Raw genomic sequence first — 13,248 nt, forward strand, 5'->3', positions numbered from 1 at the left:
GGCTTGCCCCCGATGAGGCGCTGAAAGGCACTAAAGATCAGAAGCCCATCTGCTTACTGATGATTTCATTCATCACCTCGCGGGTACCGCCACCGATGGAGAGGATGCGGTTGTCGCGATACAGCCGCTCCACCAGGCTGCCACGCATATAACCCTGGCCCCCGAGGATCTGCACCGCGTCGTAGGTGACGCGGTCGGCGGTGTCGGTGGCAAGGTTCTTGGCCATGGATATCTCCTTGATCACGCTGATACCGGCGGCCATCTTTGCTGCCTGCCGATAAGTGAACTCCCGAGAGACCTCCACGGCGGTGGCCATTTCCGCCAGGCGATGCTTGATCACCTGGAATTTGCCGATGGGTCTGCCGAAGGCTTCGCGCTCGGCGGCCCATTTGAGGCTTTCCTCCAGGGCCAGTTGCGCGGTCATGTTGGCCATGAGCGCCAGGGCCAGGCGCTCGCTCTGGAAGTTGCCCATGATGCAGGCAAAGCCCATGTTTTCGGCGCCGATCAGGTTGCCTACGGGCACCCGACAATCGTCGAAGAACAATTCAGCCGTGTCCGACGCCCACCAGCCCATTTTCTTCAGGGGCTGGCCGACGGTAAAACCGGGGGTGTCTTTTTCGATCAGCAGCAGGCTGATCCCGGCAAAGCCCGGCCCGCCAGTGCGGACGGCGACGGTGTAGAAATCGGCGCGGATGCCGCTGGTAATGAAGGTCTTGCTGCCGCTGACGCGGTAATGGTCGCCGTCACGAATGGACCGGGTTTGCAGGCTGGCCACATCAGAACCGCCACCCGGTTCGGTGACTGCCAGGGCGATGATCTTTTCGCCGGCCAGCACCTGGGGCACCACCCGTTCGCGGACCTCGGGCCTGGCCCATTTGACCACCGGCGGCAAACCGATATCGAGCGACCCCAAGCCTGCCACCACGCCACCGGAGCCACAGCGCATCAGTTCCTCGCTGGCCGCGACCTTGGCAAACAGATCACCTTCGTGGCTGCCGCCGAAAGCTTCGGGATAACCGATACCGAGGATGCCCGCCGCTCCGGCCTTGAAGTACAACTCCCGGGGAAAGCTTTCCGTCTCCTCCCATTGCTCGATACCCGGCAGCATCTCGCGCTCGACAAAGCGACGCACGCTGTCGCGGACCAATTGGTGGCTGGGGTCGAAGTAGTCCTGATAGGCAGACATCGGCAAGCTCCACGGTAAGGTGGAGCGAAATTACCAAGCGCTTGCTTGGTTATCAAGCCATGGAGTCAGAGCGCGATAGGTTTGCGGCCGGCGAATGAATGCGCCAGCGTGCCGCCATCGACCAATTCCAACTCGCCACCCAGTGGCACGCCATGGGCAATGCGCGAGGTGATCAGGCCTTTGTTGGTGAGCAGTTGGGCAATGTAATGCGCGGTTGCCTCGCCTTCCACCGTCGGGTTGGTGGCCAGGATCACTTCGGTAAAGGTGCCCTGCTCTTCGATGCGCGCCACCAGTTGCGGAATGCCGATGGCTTCCGGGCCAAGGCCGTCCAGGGGCGACAGGTGGCCCTTGAGCACGAAGTAGCGCCCGCGATAGCCGGTCTGCTCCACCGCGTATACATCCATCGGCCCTTCCACCACGCACAGCAGCGTGTCGTCGCGGCGCGGGTCGGCGCATTGCGGGCAGAGTTCTTCTTCGGTGAGGGTGCGACACTGGCGACAGTGACCCACGCCGGTCATGGCCTGGCTCAAGGCCTGGGCCAATCGGGTGCCTCCGCTGCGATCACGCTCCAGCAGTTGCAGCGCCATACGCTGGGCGGTTTTCTGGCCGACACCCGGTAATGTGCGCAGGGCGTCGATCAGTTGGCGAATCAGGGGGCTGAAGCTCATGGGCATGGGTCCGACAAAACAACGAGACGCGGTTTATACCCGCGCCCCGGATTAGCGTCAAATACTCAATCCTGCGCAACGCGTACCACCAACTTGCCGAAATTGCGCCCTTCCAGCAAACCGATAAAGGCTTCGGGCGCCCGCTCCAGACCGTCGACCACATCCTCGCGGAACTTGATCTTGCCGTCGCGCACCCACGGCGCCATGGCGCTGAGGAATTCAGGCTGGCGGTCGCCGTAGTCATCGAACACGATAAAGCCCTGGATGCGCACGCGCTTGGTCAGCAAGGTACGTTGCAGCGCCGGCAAACGATCAGGCCCGCTGGGGGCTTCATGGGCGTTGTAGCCGGCGATCAGCCCGCACAGCGGGATGCGAGCCTTCGGATTCAACAACGGCACCACCGCATCGAACACCTTGCCGCCGACGTTTTCAAAATAGATGTCGACGCCCTTGAAGCACGTCTGCGCCAGGTCATCGGCAAAGGTCGCGCTCTTGTGATCGACGCAGGCATCAAAGCCCAGCTCATCCACTACATAGCGGCACTTTTCTGCGCCCCCCGCGATCCCGACCACACGCAAGCCCTTGAGCTTGGCTACCTGCCCCACCACCGAGCCCACCGCGCCGGACGCGGCCGCCACCACCAGGGTTTCCCCGGCCTTGGGCTGACCGATGTCCATCAGGCCCATGTAGGCCGTCATGCCCGGCATACCCAGCACGCCCAGTGCCATCGACGGGCTGGCCAGGCCCTTGGGCACCGGCATCAGGTTGCGACCATCGGAAATGCTGTGACTCTGCCAACCGGTAGCACCCACCACCAGGTCGCCCACTTCGAATTTCGGATTACGCGACTGCTCGATACGACTGACAGCGCCACCGGTCATCACTTCGTCGATTTCTACCGGCGCCGCGTAGGACGGTGCATCGCTCATGCGGCCGCGCATGTAGGGGTCGAGGGACAGGTACAGGGTTTTCAGCAGGACCTGGCCGTCTGCCAGCTCCGGCAGGTTCACCCGTTCCAGGCGGAAATTTTCCGGGGTGGGTGCGCCCTGGGGGCGTGAGACCAGGACGATGCGCTGGTTCAGGGTCGGTTCTTGAGGCATGAAGGGGCTCCTTTATCGAATCCATCGGTATAGGGTGCAGACCATGCGTGGCGTGCCCGGGTTCGATCCAATTGGCACAAACAAAAATGCCAGGCACAAGGCCTGGCATTGGAGTCTAGCTAAAGCACGCCGATCAGAACGGCAGCTTCATGCCCGGAGGCAGTTGCATGCCCGCGGTCACGCCGGACATTTTGTCCTGGCTGTTGGCTTCGATCTTGCGCACAGCGTCGTTGACGGCCGCGGCGAACAAGTCTTCCAGCACTTCGCGGTCATCATCGCTGACGCCTTCGAGCAGGCTCGGGTCGATGCTCACGCGCTTGATGTCGTGACGACCAGTCATCACCACGCTGACCATATCGCCACCGGCTTTACCGGTGACTTCGGCGTTGGCCAGTTCTTCCTGCATCTTGGCCATCTTTTCCTGCATCTGCTGCGCCTGCTTCATCAGGCCGGCCATGCCACCTTTCATCATGGGAATCACCTCAAAAGTACGTGGATCAATAAGTAGCCCGGTTTTATGACGCTTGGGGCACCGGGGCTTCGACAGGTTCAATAGTATCGTGACGCACGACCGCACCGAACTGTTGCATCATTTGCTGGATGAGCGGATCGGCATGGATCGAATCCTCGGCCTCACGCTGGCGGTTGATGCGCCGACGAGTCGCGGCCTGGGCCGGGGTTTCCTGCTCGGGCTTGATCAGCTCTATGGCGATGGTCAGCGTGCGCCCATGGTACTGGTTCAGCGCATCGTTGAGACGGCGCTGCTGGGTCGCGTTGAACAGGGCGCTGTGGGCCGGGTCCAGATGCAACAGCCAGTGGTCGCCTTCGATGGAGATCAATGTGCAGTTGGCGGCGATGCTCCCGGTCATGCCGGAGATCGGCAGTTTCGGGAACAGCTCCAGCCATTGCAGGGCCAGGCCGGTGGCGGGGGCCGCAGCGGGTTCCGCTTCGGGCTCGGGGGCCGGTTCGGCGGTGTGCTCGCTGGCCAGGTCGTCCAGGTAGCTGTAGGCCGAATCCATGTCCGGCTCGATGTAGTCTTCGTCCAGCGGCGGTTCGTCGTCGAGGTCGATACCCGGCGTGGCGGCTTCCACCTGGGCCACGGTCGGCTCGGGGACGGGCGCAGACACCCATTCGGGGGCATCCGGCACCACGCTATCCGGAGTCGGCGTGGGCATCGGTGTCAGTTCGGGCTGCTCGCCGCTGGTTTCCAGCACGGGCTCCACGGCGGGCGCTTGCTCGGCCTCGGCGTCTGCTTCGACCGGATCATTCCAGGGCAGGTCGACGACCGGCTCGGGCTGGACAACGGGTGCCGGCTCGACCACTGGCGCAGCTGCCACAGGTTCAGGCACCGGTGCAGGTGCAGGTGCAGCAACCACTGGTGCGACCTGCGCCGCGCCAGCCACTGGTTTGGCGGAATCAACTGTGGCCTGGCTGATCCCCACTGGCTTTAGCGGCTGTCTCGGCGCGTCTGCCGAATCAGCGGGCCGGAACGCCAGCATTCGCAGCAACACCATTTCAAAGCCGCCGCGCGGGTCGGGCGCCAGGGGCAAGTCGCGGCGGCCGATCAGGCCCATCTGGTAGTAGAACTGCACATCTTCAGCCGGCAGCGCCTGGGCCAGCGCCAGCACACGGTCGCGGTCGCCATGGCCGTTGTCGACGCCTTCAGGCAGCGCCTGGGCGATGGCGACACGGTGCAGCACATTGAGAATTTCCGAGAGCACGCCGTTCCAGTCCGGGCCTTGCTCCGACAGGTGGCGCACGGCTTCGAGCAGCGCTTTGGCGTCGCCTTCGATCAGCGCGTGCAGCACGTCGAAGACCTGGCCGTGATCGAGGGTGCCGAGCATGGCGCGCACGTCGGCGGCCATGACCTTGCCTTCACCAAAGGCGATGGCCTGGTCGGTGAGGCTCATGGCATCGCGCATCGAACCATCGGCGGCGCGACCGAGCAACCACAGCGCGTCGTCCTCGAACGGTACGTTCTCGACGCCCAGCACATGGGTCAAATGCTCGACCACCCGCTCGGGGGTCATGTTTTTCAGGGAGAACTGCAGGCACCGCGACAGAATCGTTGCAGGAAGTTTCTGCGGATCGGTGGTGGCCAGGATGAATTTGACGTAGGGCGGCGGCTCTTCCAGGGTTTTCAACAGGGCGTTGAAGGAATGGCTGGACAGCATGTGCACTTCGTCGATCAGGTAGACCTTGAAGCGGCCACGGCTGGGCGCGTACTGCACGTTGTCGAGCAACTCGCGGGTGTCTTCGACCTTGGTGCGGCTCGCGGCGTCGATCTCGATCAGGTCGACGAAACGCCCTTCGTCGATTTCCTTGCACACCGAGCAGGTGCCGCAGGGCGTCGAAGTGATACCGGTTTCACAGTTCAGGCATTTGGCGATGATGCGCGCAATGGTGGTCTTGCCCACCCCACGGGTACCGGTGAACAGGTAGGCGTGGTGCAGCCGTTGGCTGTCCAAGGCATTGATCAGAGCCTTGAGCACATGGGTCTGGCCGACCATTTCGCGGAACGAGCGCGGACGCCATTTACGTGCAAGAACCTGATAACTCATCGAAAACCGTCGCAACTGGGAAGCGGAAGCCGGTAATGCTAGCGGAGCAAGGGGGAAATTGCATCCGGCACGCTCGCCTAATCTGACTAAGCTTGCCTGGTTGGCCCCAAAAAGGCCTGAACCCGGAGTGTGTATGCGCGTAGTCCTGGGCGCTTTATGGATGATCACCATGGCTTGCCTGGCAGCGCCCGCACCGTTGCGTTTCTCGGTTTCCGACAGCTGGGCGATGCCCATGGTGCAACTGGACAACGACCGGCCCACCCAGGGCATTTTGTATGACCTGATGTTGAGCCTGGCTACCCAGGTCGGACGGCCGGCCGAATTCCATGTGTTGGCACGGGCGCGTATCTCAAGCGCCATGGAGCATGGCGATATCGATGTGCGCTGTTATGTCACCCAGGCCTGGGTCGACGAAGCGTCCGGCGATTACGTCTGGAGCGTGCCGCTGATGGTGCAGCGCAACCTGTTGGTGAGCACCCACACCCCCCCGAAGCCGATACAGCTGGACACACTCGCACCGCAGGCCATCGGCACTGTGCTCAACTACCGCTACGCGTCCCTCGACCCTCTGTTCGCCAAAGGCCAGCTCAGCCGCGACGACGCGCGCAGCGAAGAGCAGGTGCTGCACAAACTGGTGGCCGGGCGCTTCAAGTTTGCGGTGAGCAACGAATGGATACTCGAGCGGTTCAACCAACGCATGCCGGTCGGCAAGCGGCTGCACAAGGTTGCGGTGATTGATGAGCAGCGCCTGGGCTGCATCGTGCGCAACGACCCGAATGTGCCGGTGCAGCTGATCCTGCGCACCTTGCTGCGCATGCAGCAGTCGGGCGAGATCGAGCAGATCATCCGGCTCTACACCGGTGAGACTCCTGACAGAAACTGACAATGCCGCCTTATAGACTTGGCTCCATCGAATCGAACACGCATTCCCAAGGAGCCTGCATGAACACCCTCGCCCATTACTTCCTGCTGTACGTCGACAGCCCGGCCACCAGCGCCAACTTCTATAGCCGCCTGCTGGACAAGCCGCCCGTGGAACTCAACCCGACCTTCGCGCTGTTCATTCTCGACAATGGCGTAAAGCTGGGGCTGTGGTCGCGTCATACCGTGGAACCGGCGGCCCGGCTCACCGGGGGTGGCGGCGAAGTGGGCCTGTCCCTGGCTGACCAGGCCGCGGTGGACGCGCTGCATGATCAATGGGTAGAGCGCGGCGCAACCATCATCCAGTCACCGACCACCCTGGATTTCGGCTACACCTTCGTCGCCCAGGACCTCGATGGCCACCGGCTGCGCGCGTTTTGCCTGAGCGGCTGACCGCCAGCGCCCCTCCAGGCTGATGGCGGCCACGCTGGCCAGCACGATCACGCCGCCCAGCACCACTTGCAGGGCGATGTGCTCACCGAGCAGCGTGGCCGCCATCGTCATCGCCACCGGGGGGATCAGGTACATCGCTACCGAGGCGCGGCTGACCTCGACATGTTTCAACACATAGCCCCAGGCCAGGTACGCCAGGGCGCTGGGGAAAACCCCGAGCACCAGCACCGCGAGGTTCTCGGGCAACGGCGCCTGTACCACCGCAGCCGGCAGGCCCGGCAGGTTCACGCAGAGCATCAAGGTGCCGGCCCAGACCATGTAGCACGCCATCGCCAGCGGGCTGTAGCGATGGGCGTAGTGTTTCTGGATGGCGAAGTACAGGCTCCATGAGACTGCCGCCAGCAGAATCAGCAAGCCGCGCGGGTCAATATCACCCACGCCGTGATCGCCCCAGATCACCACCAGCACGCCGAGCAACCCCAGCAGCACGCAGCTCCAGCGCCAGAGGCTGACCCGCTCCTTCAAGCAGAAGAACGCGATCAACACGCTGAACAGCGGCGCCGATTGTGCCAGCACACTGGACGCCGCCGCCGTCACGAATTGCTGCCCATAATTGAGGCTGGTGTGGTGCAGGAACACGCCGAAAAAACTCAACACCAACAGCCACGGCAGATCCCGCAGGCGTGGCCGACCGATGCCGAGCACCAGCGCCACGCCGGCCATGAACAGCGAGGCGATCAGAAACCGCAACAGCGCAAGCTGGCCAGGGCTGTAGCTGTGCAGGCCCATGTGCACGCCAATCGGCGAATAGGCCCAACAGAGGATGACGCTGGCGATGACTAGCGTAAGCTTCAGGGGTGACGGGGTGTTCATCGACGGCATCCGAAAACGGGGAAGGAATGCCGTCAGTCTTCGCCCGAGCAACGCGCAGGACAATTAACCGTTTCTGACTTCTGAAATCACTGGAACTGAGCAATGGAACTGGCCCAACTGAAAATGGTGCGCGCCGTGGCACAAACCGGCAGCGTGGCCCAGGCCGCCGTGCAATTGCATTGTGTGCCGTCCAACATCACCACGCGCATCAAGCAGCTGGAAAGCGAGTTGGGCACACCGCTGTTTATCCGTGCCGGACGCGGGCTGGCGATCAGTGCGGCCGGTGAGATCTTCCTGGAATATTGCGAACGGATCCTGGCCCTGGTGGACGAATCCAAACGCGCCGTCGATGCCAATGCCATCCCCCGTGGCGCCCTGCGTATCGGTGCGGTGGAGTCCAGCGCCAGCGGACGCCTGCCGCCGTTGCTGGCCGAATACCATCGGCGCTACCCGGATGTCAGCCTGGAGCTGGTGACCGGCGCCTGGGGCGAACTGCTCGATGACCTGCAACACCACCGCCTGGACGTGGCGCTGGTGGCCGCGGGCAACAAACGCGCAAAGCTCGAACACAGCGTGGTCTACAGTGAACGCCTGGTGCTGATCGCCAGCGCCTCCAGCGCACCGATCCACAGCGCCGAAGACCTGGCCGGCCGCACCCTGCTGGTATGGCCGCCCGGCTGCCCTTATCGGGCAGCGCTGGAGAACTGGGTCAAGCCCCACGCGTTCAAGCCGGCCATTGCCAGCTATGCCAGCTGGGGCACGATCATCGGTTGTGTCAGTGCGGGAATTGGCGTGGCACTGGCGCCGGAGGGCATCCTGGCCCGCTATGAGCAGGCCAACCAATTGGCGTCGTACCGATTCGAGGAACTGCAGGCGGTGGACAACCTGCTGTTCTGGCACAAGGACACCCAGCGGCACCTGGCACGGGATGCGTTTGCCGGGTTGTTGCGCGAAACCTTCGGCTGATCAGCTTTTGGGTGCTGCCAGGCGGCTGTACTGATCCTGACTGATCCACCCGATAAACGAACGGTCATCGGCATTGATGAACTCGACCTGGGCCCAGCCATCCTTGAAGGCCAGCACCCCGACCACATCGTTCTTGACGATGTACGGACGCTTGGCGGCCTTGGCGCTTGGGTTTTTCAGCAGGTAAGCCTTGTCGGCGGACACCTTCACCAGGCCGATCCATTTCGTGTTGGCGGTCTGGCTCAGGTCCAGGCCGGTGGCGATCTCCGGCATCAGCACATTGAGGCAACCCGGATGCTGGCGGCCTTCTGCCACGGTCAGGGTCACGCCATCGGACGAGGGTGCCACGCTGCCTGGGTAGGTGGCGTCGGCCCAGGTGGTCAACGCCGCGGGTTTGCCCTGCAGGTAGAACGCGCAACTGCGGGTCACGCCTTCGCCCATCTCCTCCGAGTAGTAACCTTCCACCTGATGCTCAGGCGTCACCGCCAGCATCAGCCCTTCGTACTTGCCCGAATGCAACGCGGGCGAACCGGCAAACGCAGGGGCTACGGCGCACAACGACAACACACCCATCGCTAGAAAACGGATCATCTTATTTTTTCCCTTCAAGTTTCTCGTAGGCTTTCTGCATAAGGACGTCATAGTTGCCGTAGTCCTCACCGTTATAGTTACGCGCCATGCCGGTAAAATCCTTGGCTTTCATGGCTTTCATCAACGCCGGGCTCTTGCTGCAAAAACCGAGGAAGGCCTTTAGTTGGTTACCGGCATTCACTTTTAATGCCGCAGAGAATTCAAACACCGTCTTGTAGCCGCAGGACGCGTAGTTGAAGCCCATGATCTGAAACATGCCCCAGGACGCCGACATCAACGCGGCTTCCTGATCCAGCGCAAACGCGGTGGCCATGGTTTCCCAGGCCTTGGTCTGGTCCTTGTTATTGGTCTGCCACTGCGGCCCGGCTTTTTTCTTGTAGGGGTAGGACAGCAGCGGATGCGCCTGGTCGTAGATGTGCTTGGTGTACTTGCGAAACAGGTGCCCTTCGAACGCGATTACCGGCAACTTGGCCGGGCCGAAACCCGAACGGCCGCCGGATTCTACCGTGGCGAAGGCCTTGATGATGTTCACCGAAATACCGCCACCCAACTGCGTAGCGGCATTCTGGAAATCCGTCTCGCTGAGGGTCATTCCCCCGTCGCACGTGGCCTGCAGCATCAATTGGCGGTTGCGCTTCTCGGCCTCGATCATCGCGCGCATGCGGTCCAGGTACACATTCACCGTGGCCTGCACTGCGTCGCCCTGATTGTTGCCGAACACATTCAGAAAGCTCGGGATACGCATACTCGGGAACGCCTTCACCGGCACTTTCACCGCTTCTTCGATCAGGCTGTTGAAGGTCTTACCAGTCGGGTCGATCACGCCATCAGGGTGGGCATATTTGAGATGACGGAATTGGTACTGGCTGATGCATTGCACCAATTGGCCATCGCACTTGCCGTTTTCGGCCAGCGGGAAACCCATTTTCGGGATGATCAGATTGAATAAATACTGGACGCACTGCACATCGGCGGGCAAGTTGCGGGCTTTGCCGGGCGCGCCTACCGAAGCACTGATAAGACGGGGCAACCCTTGCAGGCTTTTCATCACAGACATCCTTGTTAGTTAAAGAAGTGATGGCACTTCAATATCAACCTCGCGTACTTGTCACACTCTGAAACAAGTAGCTGGCGGAAACTAGCAAGGTGGTTTTGGGTTGTCCAGAGCGACCTGCAAAAGTTGTGAAACAGCCGAATTAAATCAATCAGTAACCGTGAAACTCCCGGGTTTTCTGATACGTGTGGAAATCAATCCACTCGACCACGTCGTAAGGCAGGTAAAGCTGCATCCGCGCGCGGGAAATGGCGATATACACCTCGCACAGCCGTTGGTCGAACGCGTAGGCGTCCTTGAACTTCACGTTGGTCAGCAACTCGGGCGTCAGCAGCACCCGGTCAAACTCCATGCCGCCCGCCTCTGCCGCCAGCATCAGCAGGCAACGTTTGCCGGGCACGCCGCCCAGCCGGTTCAAGCGCGTGATGTCGGCGACATTGAAGCCTTTTTCCAGCTCGCTCTCGACCCACAGAAACGCCTCGTCGAACTGGCTGGCGTCGCGCACCTGTTGCCAGTCTTGCATATCACTGAAATAGGCGTGAGGGCCGTTGCCGTTGTGCTCGTTGCTGTAGAACTCCGGCTTGAACAAGGCAATGACGCTGATCATGAAACGCTGCAGATCTTGCTGCGCCGCAGTGTCGAAGAACCCGAACGGGCAGTTGGCCTGCTGCAACTGGATGGCCCATTTCATGGTGTCCCAATGGGAGGCGGTCAACACCACGCAGCCTTCCGGCGGTACGAAGCCCTGGGGGTAATGTTCGATGCCGACGTCCGCATCCCGTGCGCCTTCGAAGGGGGTCTTGCACTTTTGTGAGTGCACACTGATCAATGGGTTGACCAGGCGCTCGACGTTGCGACCCGAGCGCACCGAATAATTGATGTCGGTGTGTCGGACTTCGCGCTTTCTTCGCACCATCACACCGCTGGCCAATTGGTATTCATCGCCGAGGGTGATCAAGACTTGGCGGCCACGCTCGATGATCTGCAGCAACGAAGGCGGGATGTCCTGGCTTTCATCGATCAACACATGGGTATAGCGAGGCGGCACCACACAGCCTTCGAGACTCGCACGCTTGATCAGCCATAGCGCCGCGAAAGCAGTCTGGCCGGCCCACTGTGGGTTGGCCTCCAGGTACGTCCACAACCGGCTGGAATACTCCAGCAACGCCTGGGTATCCACGCTGGACAACGGGTGCTTGAAATGCGGCAGGTGCCTGGCCGACAGGCTGTGATGGCTGGAGTGGCAATAGCTTTCGAGCACCTTCAGACAGATATCCAGCGTCGCCACGCCCTCGTGCCCTCGCCAGCCGTGGATATTCAGGGCCTCAGACACTTCATGTTTGCCGGGCAACCTGCCCGGCGTGCCCTGCACGGAAGGGCGTGGCCCCTGCAGCAGCGCCTTGGCGAACGCAGCGAAGGTCGAACCCGCCTTGCTGTCCTTCCCCAGCCCCATGCGCTCACGCAGGGTCGCCAGTTTTGCCCCCGTGCGGGCCAGCACCAGGGTCTGAGCGGGGCGCAGGCACTCCATCAAGGCGCCGAGCAAGTGGCTCTTGCCAATGCCGGCGTAGCCTTGGACGTGCAAATCTTCGTTGAGGTTGGCGCGGAAGGTACGCACCAGTTTGTCCTGGGCCGGGCTGAGCCAGCGCTCACGCTGGCGGGGCGTGATCATCTGCTGGCTGAAGGGGTCATTGCTGCGCAGGTGGCGGACCTTGTAGCCGATATCCCATTTTCCCGTAGGCAGCAGGTAATCCCGCGCGGCGACCTCTTCCGCCGACAACAGGCGCAGGTTGACACTTTTCAGCGCGTTGAAACCGAAGTAGAGCTTGCGCGGGTCGAACAGTCGCTGGGCTTCGGACAGCAGCGTCGCGGCGCCCCCTGCCTGCGTGTCCACCGACCAGTCGAGCAATTTGGACAGGATGCGCTCGGCGCCCGCGCAGGTCAGTTCTTTTTCCGCGGCCTGGGCCAGGTTCTGGATGACCAGTACGGCGGCCAGCTCCGGATTCGTCAGGCCGACCAGGGCCTGGGCGCCGTCCGAGCCTAGCAGGGCCGTGCAGGTTTGCTCCGTGACAGGCAGGAAGACCGGGCTGGATAAATCGAAGTGTTCAGGTTGCATAGTGCCTCGCCGCCAGGGAGTCAGGCATTGCCCTGACCGCCCAGTTCAAACCGATACTCGCCCAGCGAGCCCGACATACCGCCGCAATGAGGGCCTGCGCCAGCCGCAGACGCCATCGCATTGATCTGTTGCTGGAGTTCGAACACAGCCATATCGAGCAAGCGACGCAAGTCTTCGGCGCTCTGCGCGACCACGTTCAATTGCAGCGTGCAAGCGCCCGCCAGCGGTGGCTGCGCGGGCTCATCAGCCACTTGCGCAGAGCGGATCATTTCCGCCTGGCTGAGGATTTCCGCATGTTCGTCGTCCATGAGGTCCAGCACCCTCGACAATTCCAGGGTCTGCTCAGGGTGGGATTGAATGCGGTCCTTGATCTCCAGGCGGCGCATCTGCCATTCCCGCAGTTTTTCGCGAGTGAGGTCGTCGACTTTTTCCACGTGTGCTGTCTCCGGATGCCAGGCACTGGAGTATGCCGCCATGGACTGCCCGATGGCAGATGGCGTGAAAGCATTTTTGATTTGAATTTGAACAGGTACTGCAAGGAGGAGCGTTATGGAGGCAACCCCACCAGCCACACCCCGGCACACAATGTTCCCGCTGTGGCTGCTGCCTTCCGGCTCTGACCAGGTTCACGGGTAATCGTTGCGGGGGGACCGATGGGGTCACCATAACGACGCCTGCCTCTCGGCAAGCGGGGCCATTGTACCGATCTCATCGGAAGTTACAACCGTTGGGGACGGATTAAAAATATGAAGGGGTTCAAGTACTTGTCACCGCCAACAGCATCTGTGGGAGGGGGCTTGCCCCCGATGACGGTACATCAGC

The 13,248-nt window shown here is 61.8% G+C and carries 13 protein-coding genes and 1 other RNA gene; 3 read left to right on the plus strand and 11 right to left on the minus strand.

The genetic code is table 11. From position 1 onward, the window contains the following. Positions 1-37 precede the first annotated feature (37 nt). The 5 genes from K5K89_RS21605 to dnaX form a co-directional block, all read right to left on the minus strand. A complete protein-coding gene (locus tag K5K89_RS21605) occupies positions 38-1,186 on the minus strand; it encodes an acyl-CoA dehydrogenase family protein (RefSeq protein WP_222540234.1) in 1,149 nt (382 codons plus the stop codon). 65 nt (positions 1,187-1,251) lie between these two features. Beyond that, complete coding sequence (gene recR / locus K5K89_RS21610; protein ID WP_015885312.1) at positions 1,252-1,854, minus strand: recombination mediator RecR; 603 nt, start codon at positions 1,852-1,854, stop codon at positions 1,252-1,254. A 65-nt stretch (positions 1,855-1,919) separates the two neighbouring features. Further along, complete coding sequence (locus K5K89_RS21615) at positions 1,920-2,954, minus strand: NADP-dependent oxidoreductase (protein ID WP_222540235.1); 1,035 nt, start codon at positions 2,952-2,954, stop codon at positions 1,920-1,922. Positions 2,955-3,087: 133 nt separating this feature from the next. Beyond that, a complete protein-coding gene (locus tag K5K89_RS21620; RefSeq protein ID WP_017527493.1) occupies positions 3,088-3,426 on the minus strand; it encodes a YbaB/EbfC family nucleoid-associated protein in 339 nt (112 codons plus the stop codon). Between the two features lie 43 nt (positions 3,427-3,469). After that, complete coding sequence (dnaX, locus tag K5K89_RS21625) at positions 3,470-5,515, minus strand: DNA polymerase III subunit gamma/tau (protein WP_222540236.1); 2,046 nt, start codon at positions 5,513-5,515, stop codon at positions 3,470-3,472. A gap of 133 nt (positions 5,516-5,648) precedes the next feature. On the opposite strand from dnaX, the gene K5K89_RS21630 reads away from it, so the two are divergent. Then, positions 5,649-6,398 carry a substrate-binding periplasmic protein gene (locus tag K5K89_RS21630; RefSeq protein ID WP_222540237.1) on the plus strand — a complete coding sequence of 250 codons (750 nt, stop codon included), beginning with the start codon at positions 5,649-5,651 and terminating at the stop codon, positions 6,396-6,398. 59 nt (positions 6,399-6,457) lie between these two features. Continuing rightward, a complete protein-coding gene (locus K5K89_RS21635) occupies positions 6,458-6,829 on the plus strand; it encodes a VOC family protein (protein WP_092242803.1) in 372 nt (123 codons plus the stop codon). Here the strand turns inward: K5K89_RS21635 and K5K89_RS21640 are convergent. Then, positions 6,743-7,702 (minus strand): DMT family transporter, encoded by a 960-nt coding sequence (locus K5K89_RS21640; protein WP_222540238.1) that lies wholly within the window; start codon positions 7,700-7,702, stop codon positions 6,743-6,745. The two genes, K5K89_RS21635 and K5K89_RS21640, sit on opposite strands and share 87 nt — an antisense overlap. Before the next feature lie 102 nt (positions 7,703-7,804). On the opposite strand from K5K89_RS21640, the gene K5K89_RS21645 reads away from it, so the two are divergent. Beyond that, a complete protein-coding gene (locus K5K89_RS21645; protein WP_222540239.1) occupies positions 7,805-8,668 on the plus strand; it encodes a LysR family transcriptional regulator in 864 nt (287 codons plus the stop codon). Here the strand turns inward: K5K89_RS21645 and K5K89_RS21650 are convergent, their stop codons facing one another. The 5 genes from K5K89_RS21650 to ffs all read right to left on the minus strand — a co-directional run bounded on the left by K5K89_RS21650 (position 8,669) and on the right by ffs (position 13,082). Further along, a complete protein-coding gene (locus tag K5K89_RS21650; protein ID WP_222540240.1) occupies positions 8,669-9,259 on the minus strand; it encodes a hypothetical protein in 591 nt (196 codons plus the stop codon). Between the two features lies 1 nt (position 9,260). Beyond that, positions 9,261-10,307, minus strand: coding sequence for an N-acetylmuramidase family protein (locus tag K5K89_RS21655; protein WP_058427350.1), 1,047 nt, complete (start codon positions 10,305-10,307; stop codon positions 9,261-9,263). A 157-nt stretch (positions 10,308-10,464) separates the two neighbouring features. Continuing rightward, positions 10,465-12,426, minus strand: coding sequence for a hypothetical protein (locus K5K89_RS21660; protein WP_222540241.1), 1,962 nt, complete (start codon positions 12,424-12,426; stop codon positions 10,465-10,467). A gap of 20 nt (positions 12,427-12,446) precedes the next feature. Next, positions 12,447-12,860: a hypothetical protein gene (locus K5K89_RS21665; protein ID WP_071491383.1), complete on the minus strand. Its 414-nt coding sequence runs from the start codon at positions 12,858-12,860 to the stop codon at positions 12,447-12,449. A 125-nt stretch (positions 12,861-12,985) separates the two neighbouring features. After that, an RNA gene (gene ffs / locus K5K89_RS21670) (signal recognition particle sRNA small type) lies at positions 12,986-13,082 on the minus strand. Positions 13,083-13,248: the final 166 nt, after the last annotated feature.

This window comes from Pseudomonas sp. DR208, assembly GCF_019823005.1.
Classification (GTDB): Bacteria; Pseudomonadota; Gammaproteobacteria; order Pseudomonadales; family Pseudomonadaceae; genus Aquipseudomonas; species Aquipseudomonas extremorientalis.

Coding starts and splice junctions, on each gene's coding strand:
- K5K89_RS21615 (WP_222540235.1), bottom strand. CDS start 2,954: ATGCCTCAAGAACCGACCCTGAACCAGCGCATCGTCCTGGTCTCACGC.
- K5K89_RS21605 (WP_222540234.1), bottom strand. CDS start 1,186: ATGTCTGCCTATCAGGACTACTTCGACCCCAGCCACCAATTGGTCCGC.
- K5K89_RS21620 (WP_017527493.1), bottom strand. CDS start 3,426: ATGATGAAAGGTGGCATGGCCGGCCTGATGAAGCAGGCGCAGCAGATG.
- K5K89_RS21655 (WP_058427350.1), bottom strand. CDS start 10,307: ATGAAAAGCCTGCAAGGGTTGCCCCGTCTTATCAGTGCTTCGGTAGGC.
- K5K89_RS21630 (WP_222540237.1), top strand. CDS start 5,649: ATGCGCGTAGTCCTGGGCGCTTTATGGATGATCACCATGGCTTGCCTG.
- K5K89_RS21650 (WP_222540240.1), bottom strand. CDS start 9,259: ATGATCCGTTTTCTAGCGATGGGTGTGTTGTCGTTGTGCGCCGTAGCC.
- K5K89_RS21645 (WP_222540239.1), top strand. CDS start 7,805: ATGGAACTGGCCCAACTGAAAATGGTGCGCGCCGTGGCACAAACCGGC.
- dnaX (WP_222540236.1), bottom strand. CDS start 5,515: ATGAGTTATCAGGTTCTTGCACGTAAATGGCGTCCGCGCTCGTTCCGC.
- recR (WP_015885312.1), bottom strand. CDS start 1,854: ATGAGCTTCAGCCCCCTGATTCGCCAACTGATCGACGCCCTGCGCACA.
- K5K89_RS21640 (WP_222540238.1), bottom strand. CDS start 7,702: ATGAACACCCCGTCACCCCTGAAGCTTACGCTAGTCATCGCCAGCGTC.
- K5K89_RS21635 (WP_092242803.1), top strand. CDS start 6,458: ATGAACACCCTCGCCCATTACTTCCTGCTGTACGTCGACAGCCCGGCC.
- K5K89_RS21660 (WP_222540241.1), bottom strand. CDS start 12,426: ATGCAACCTGAACACTTCGATTTATCCAGCCCGGTCTTCCTGCCTGTC.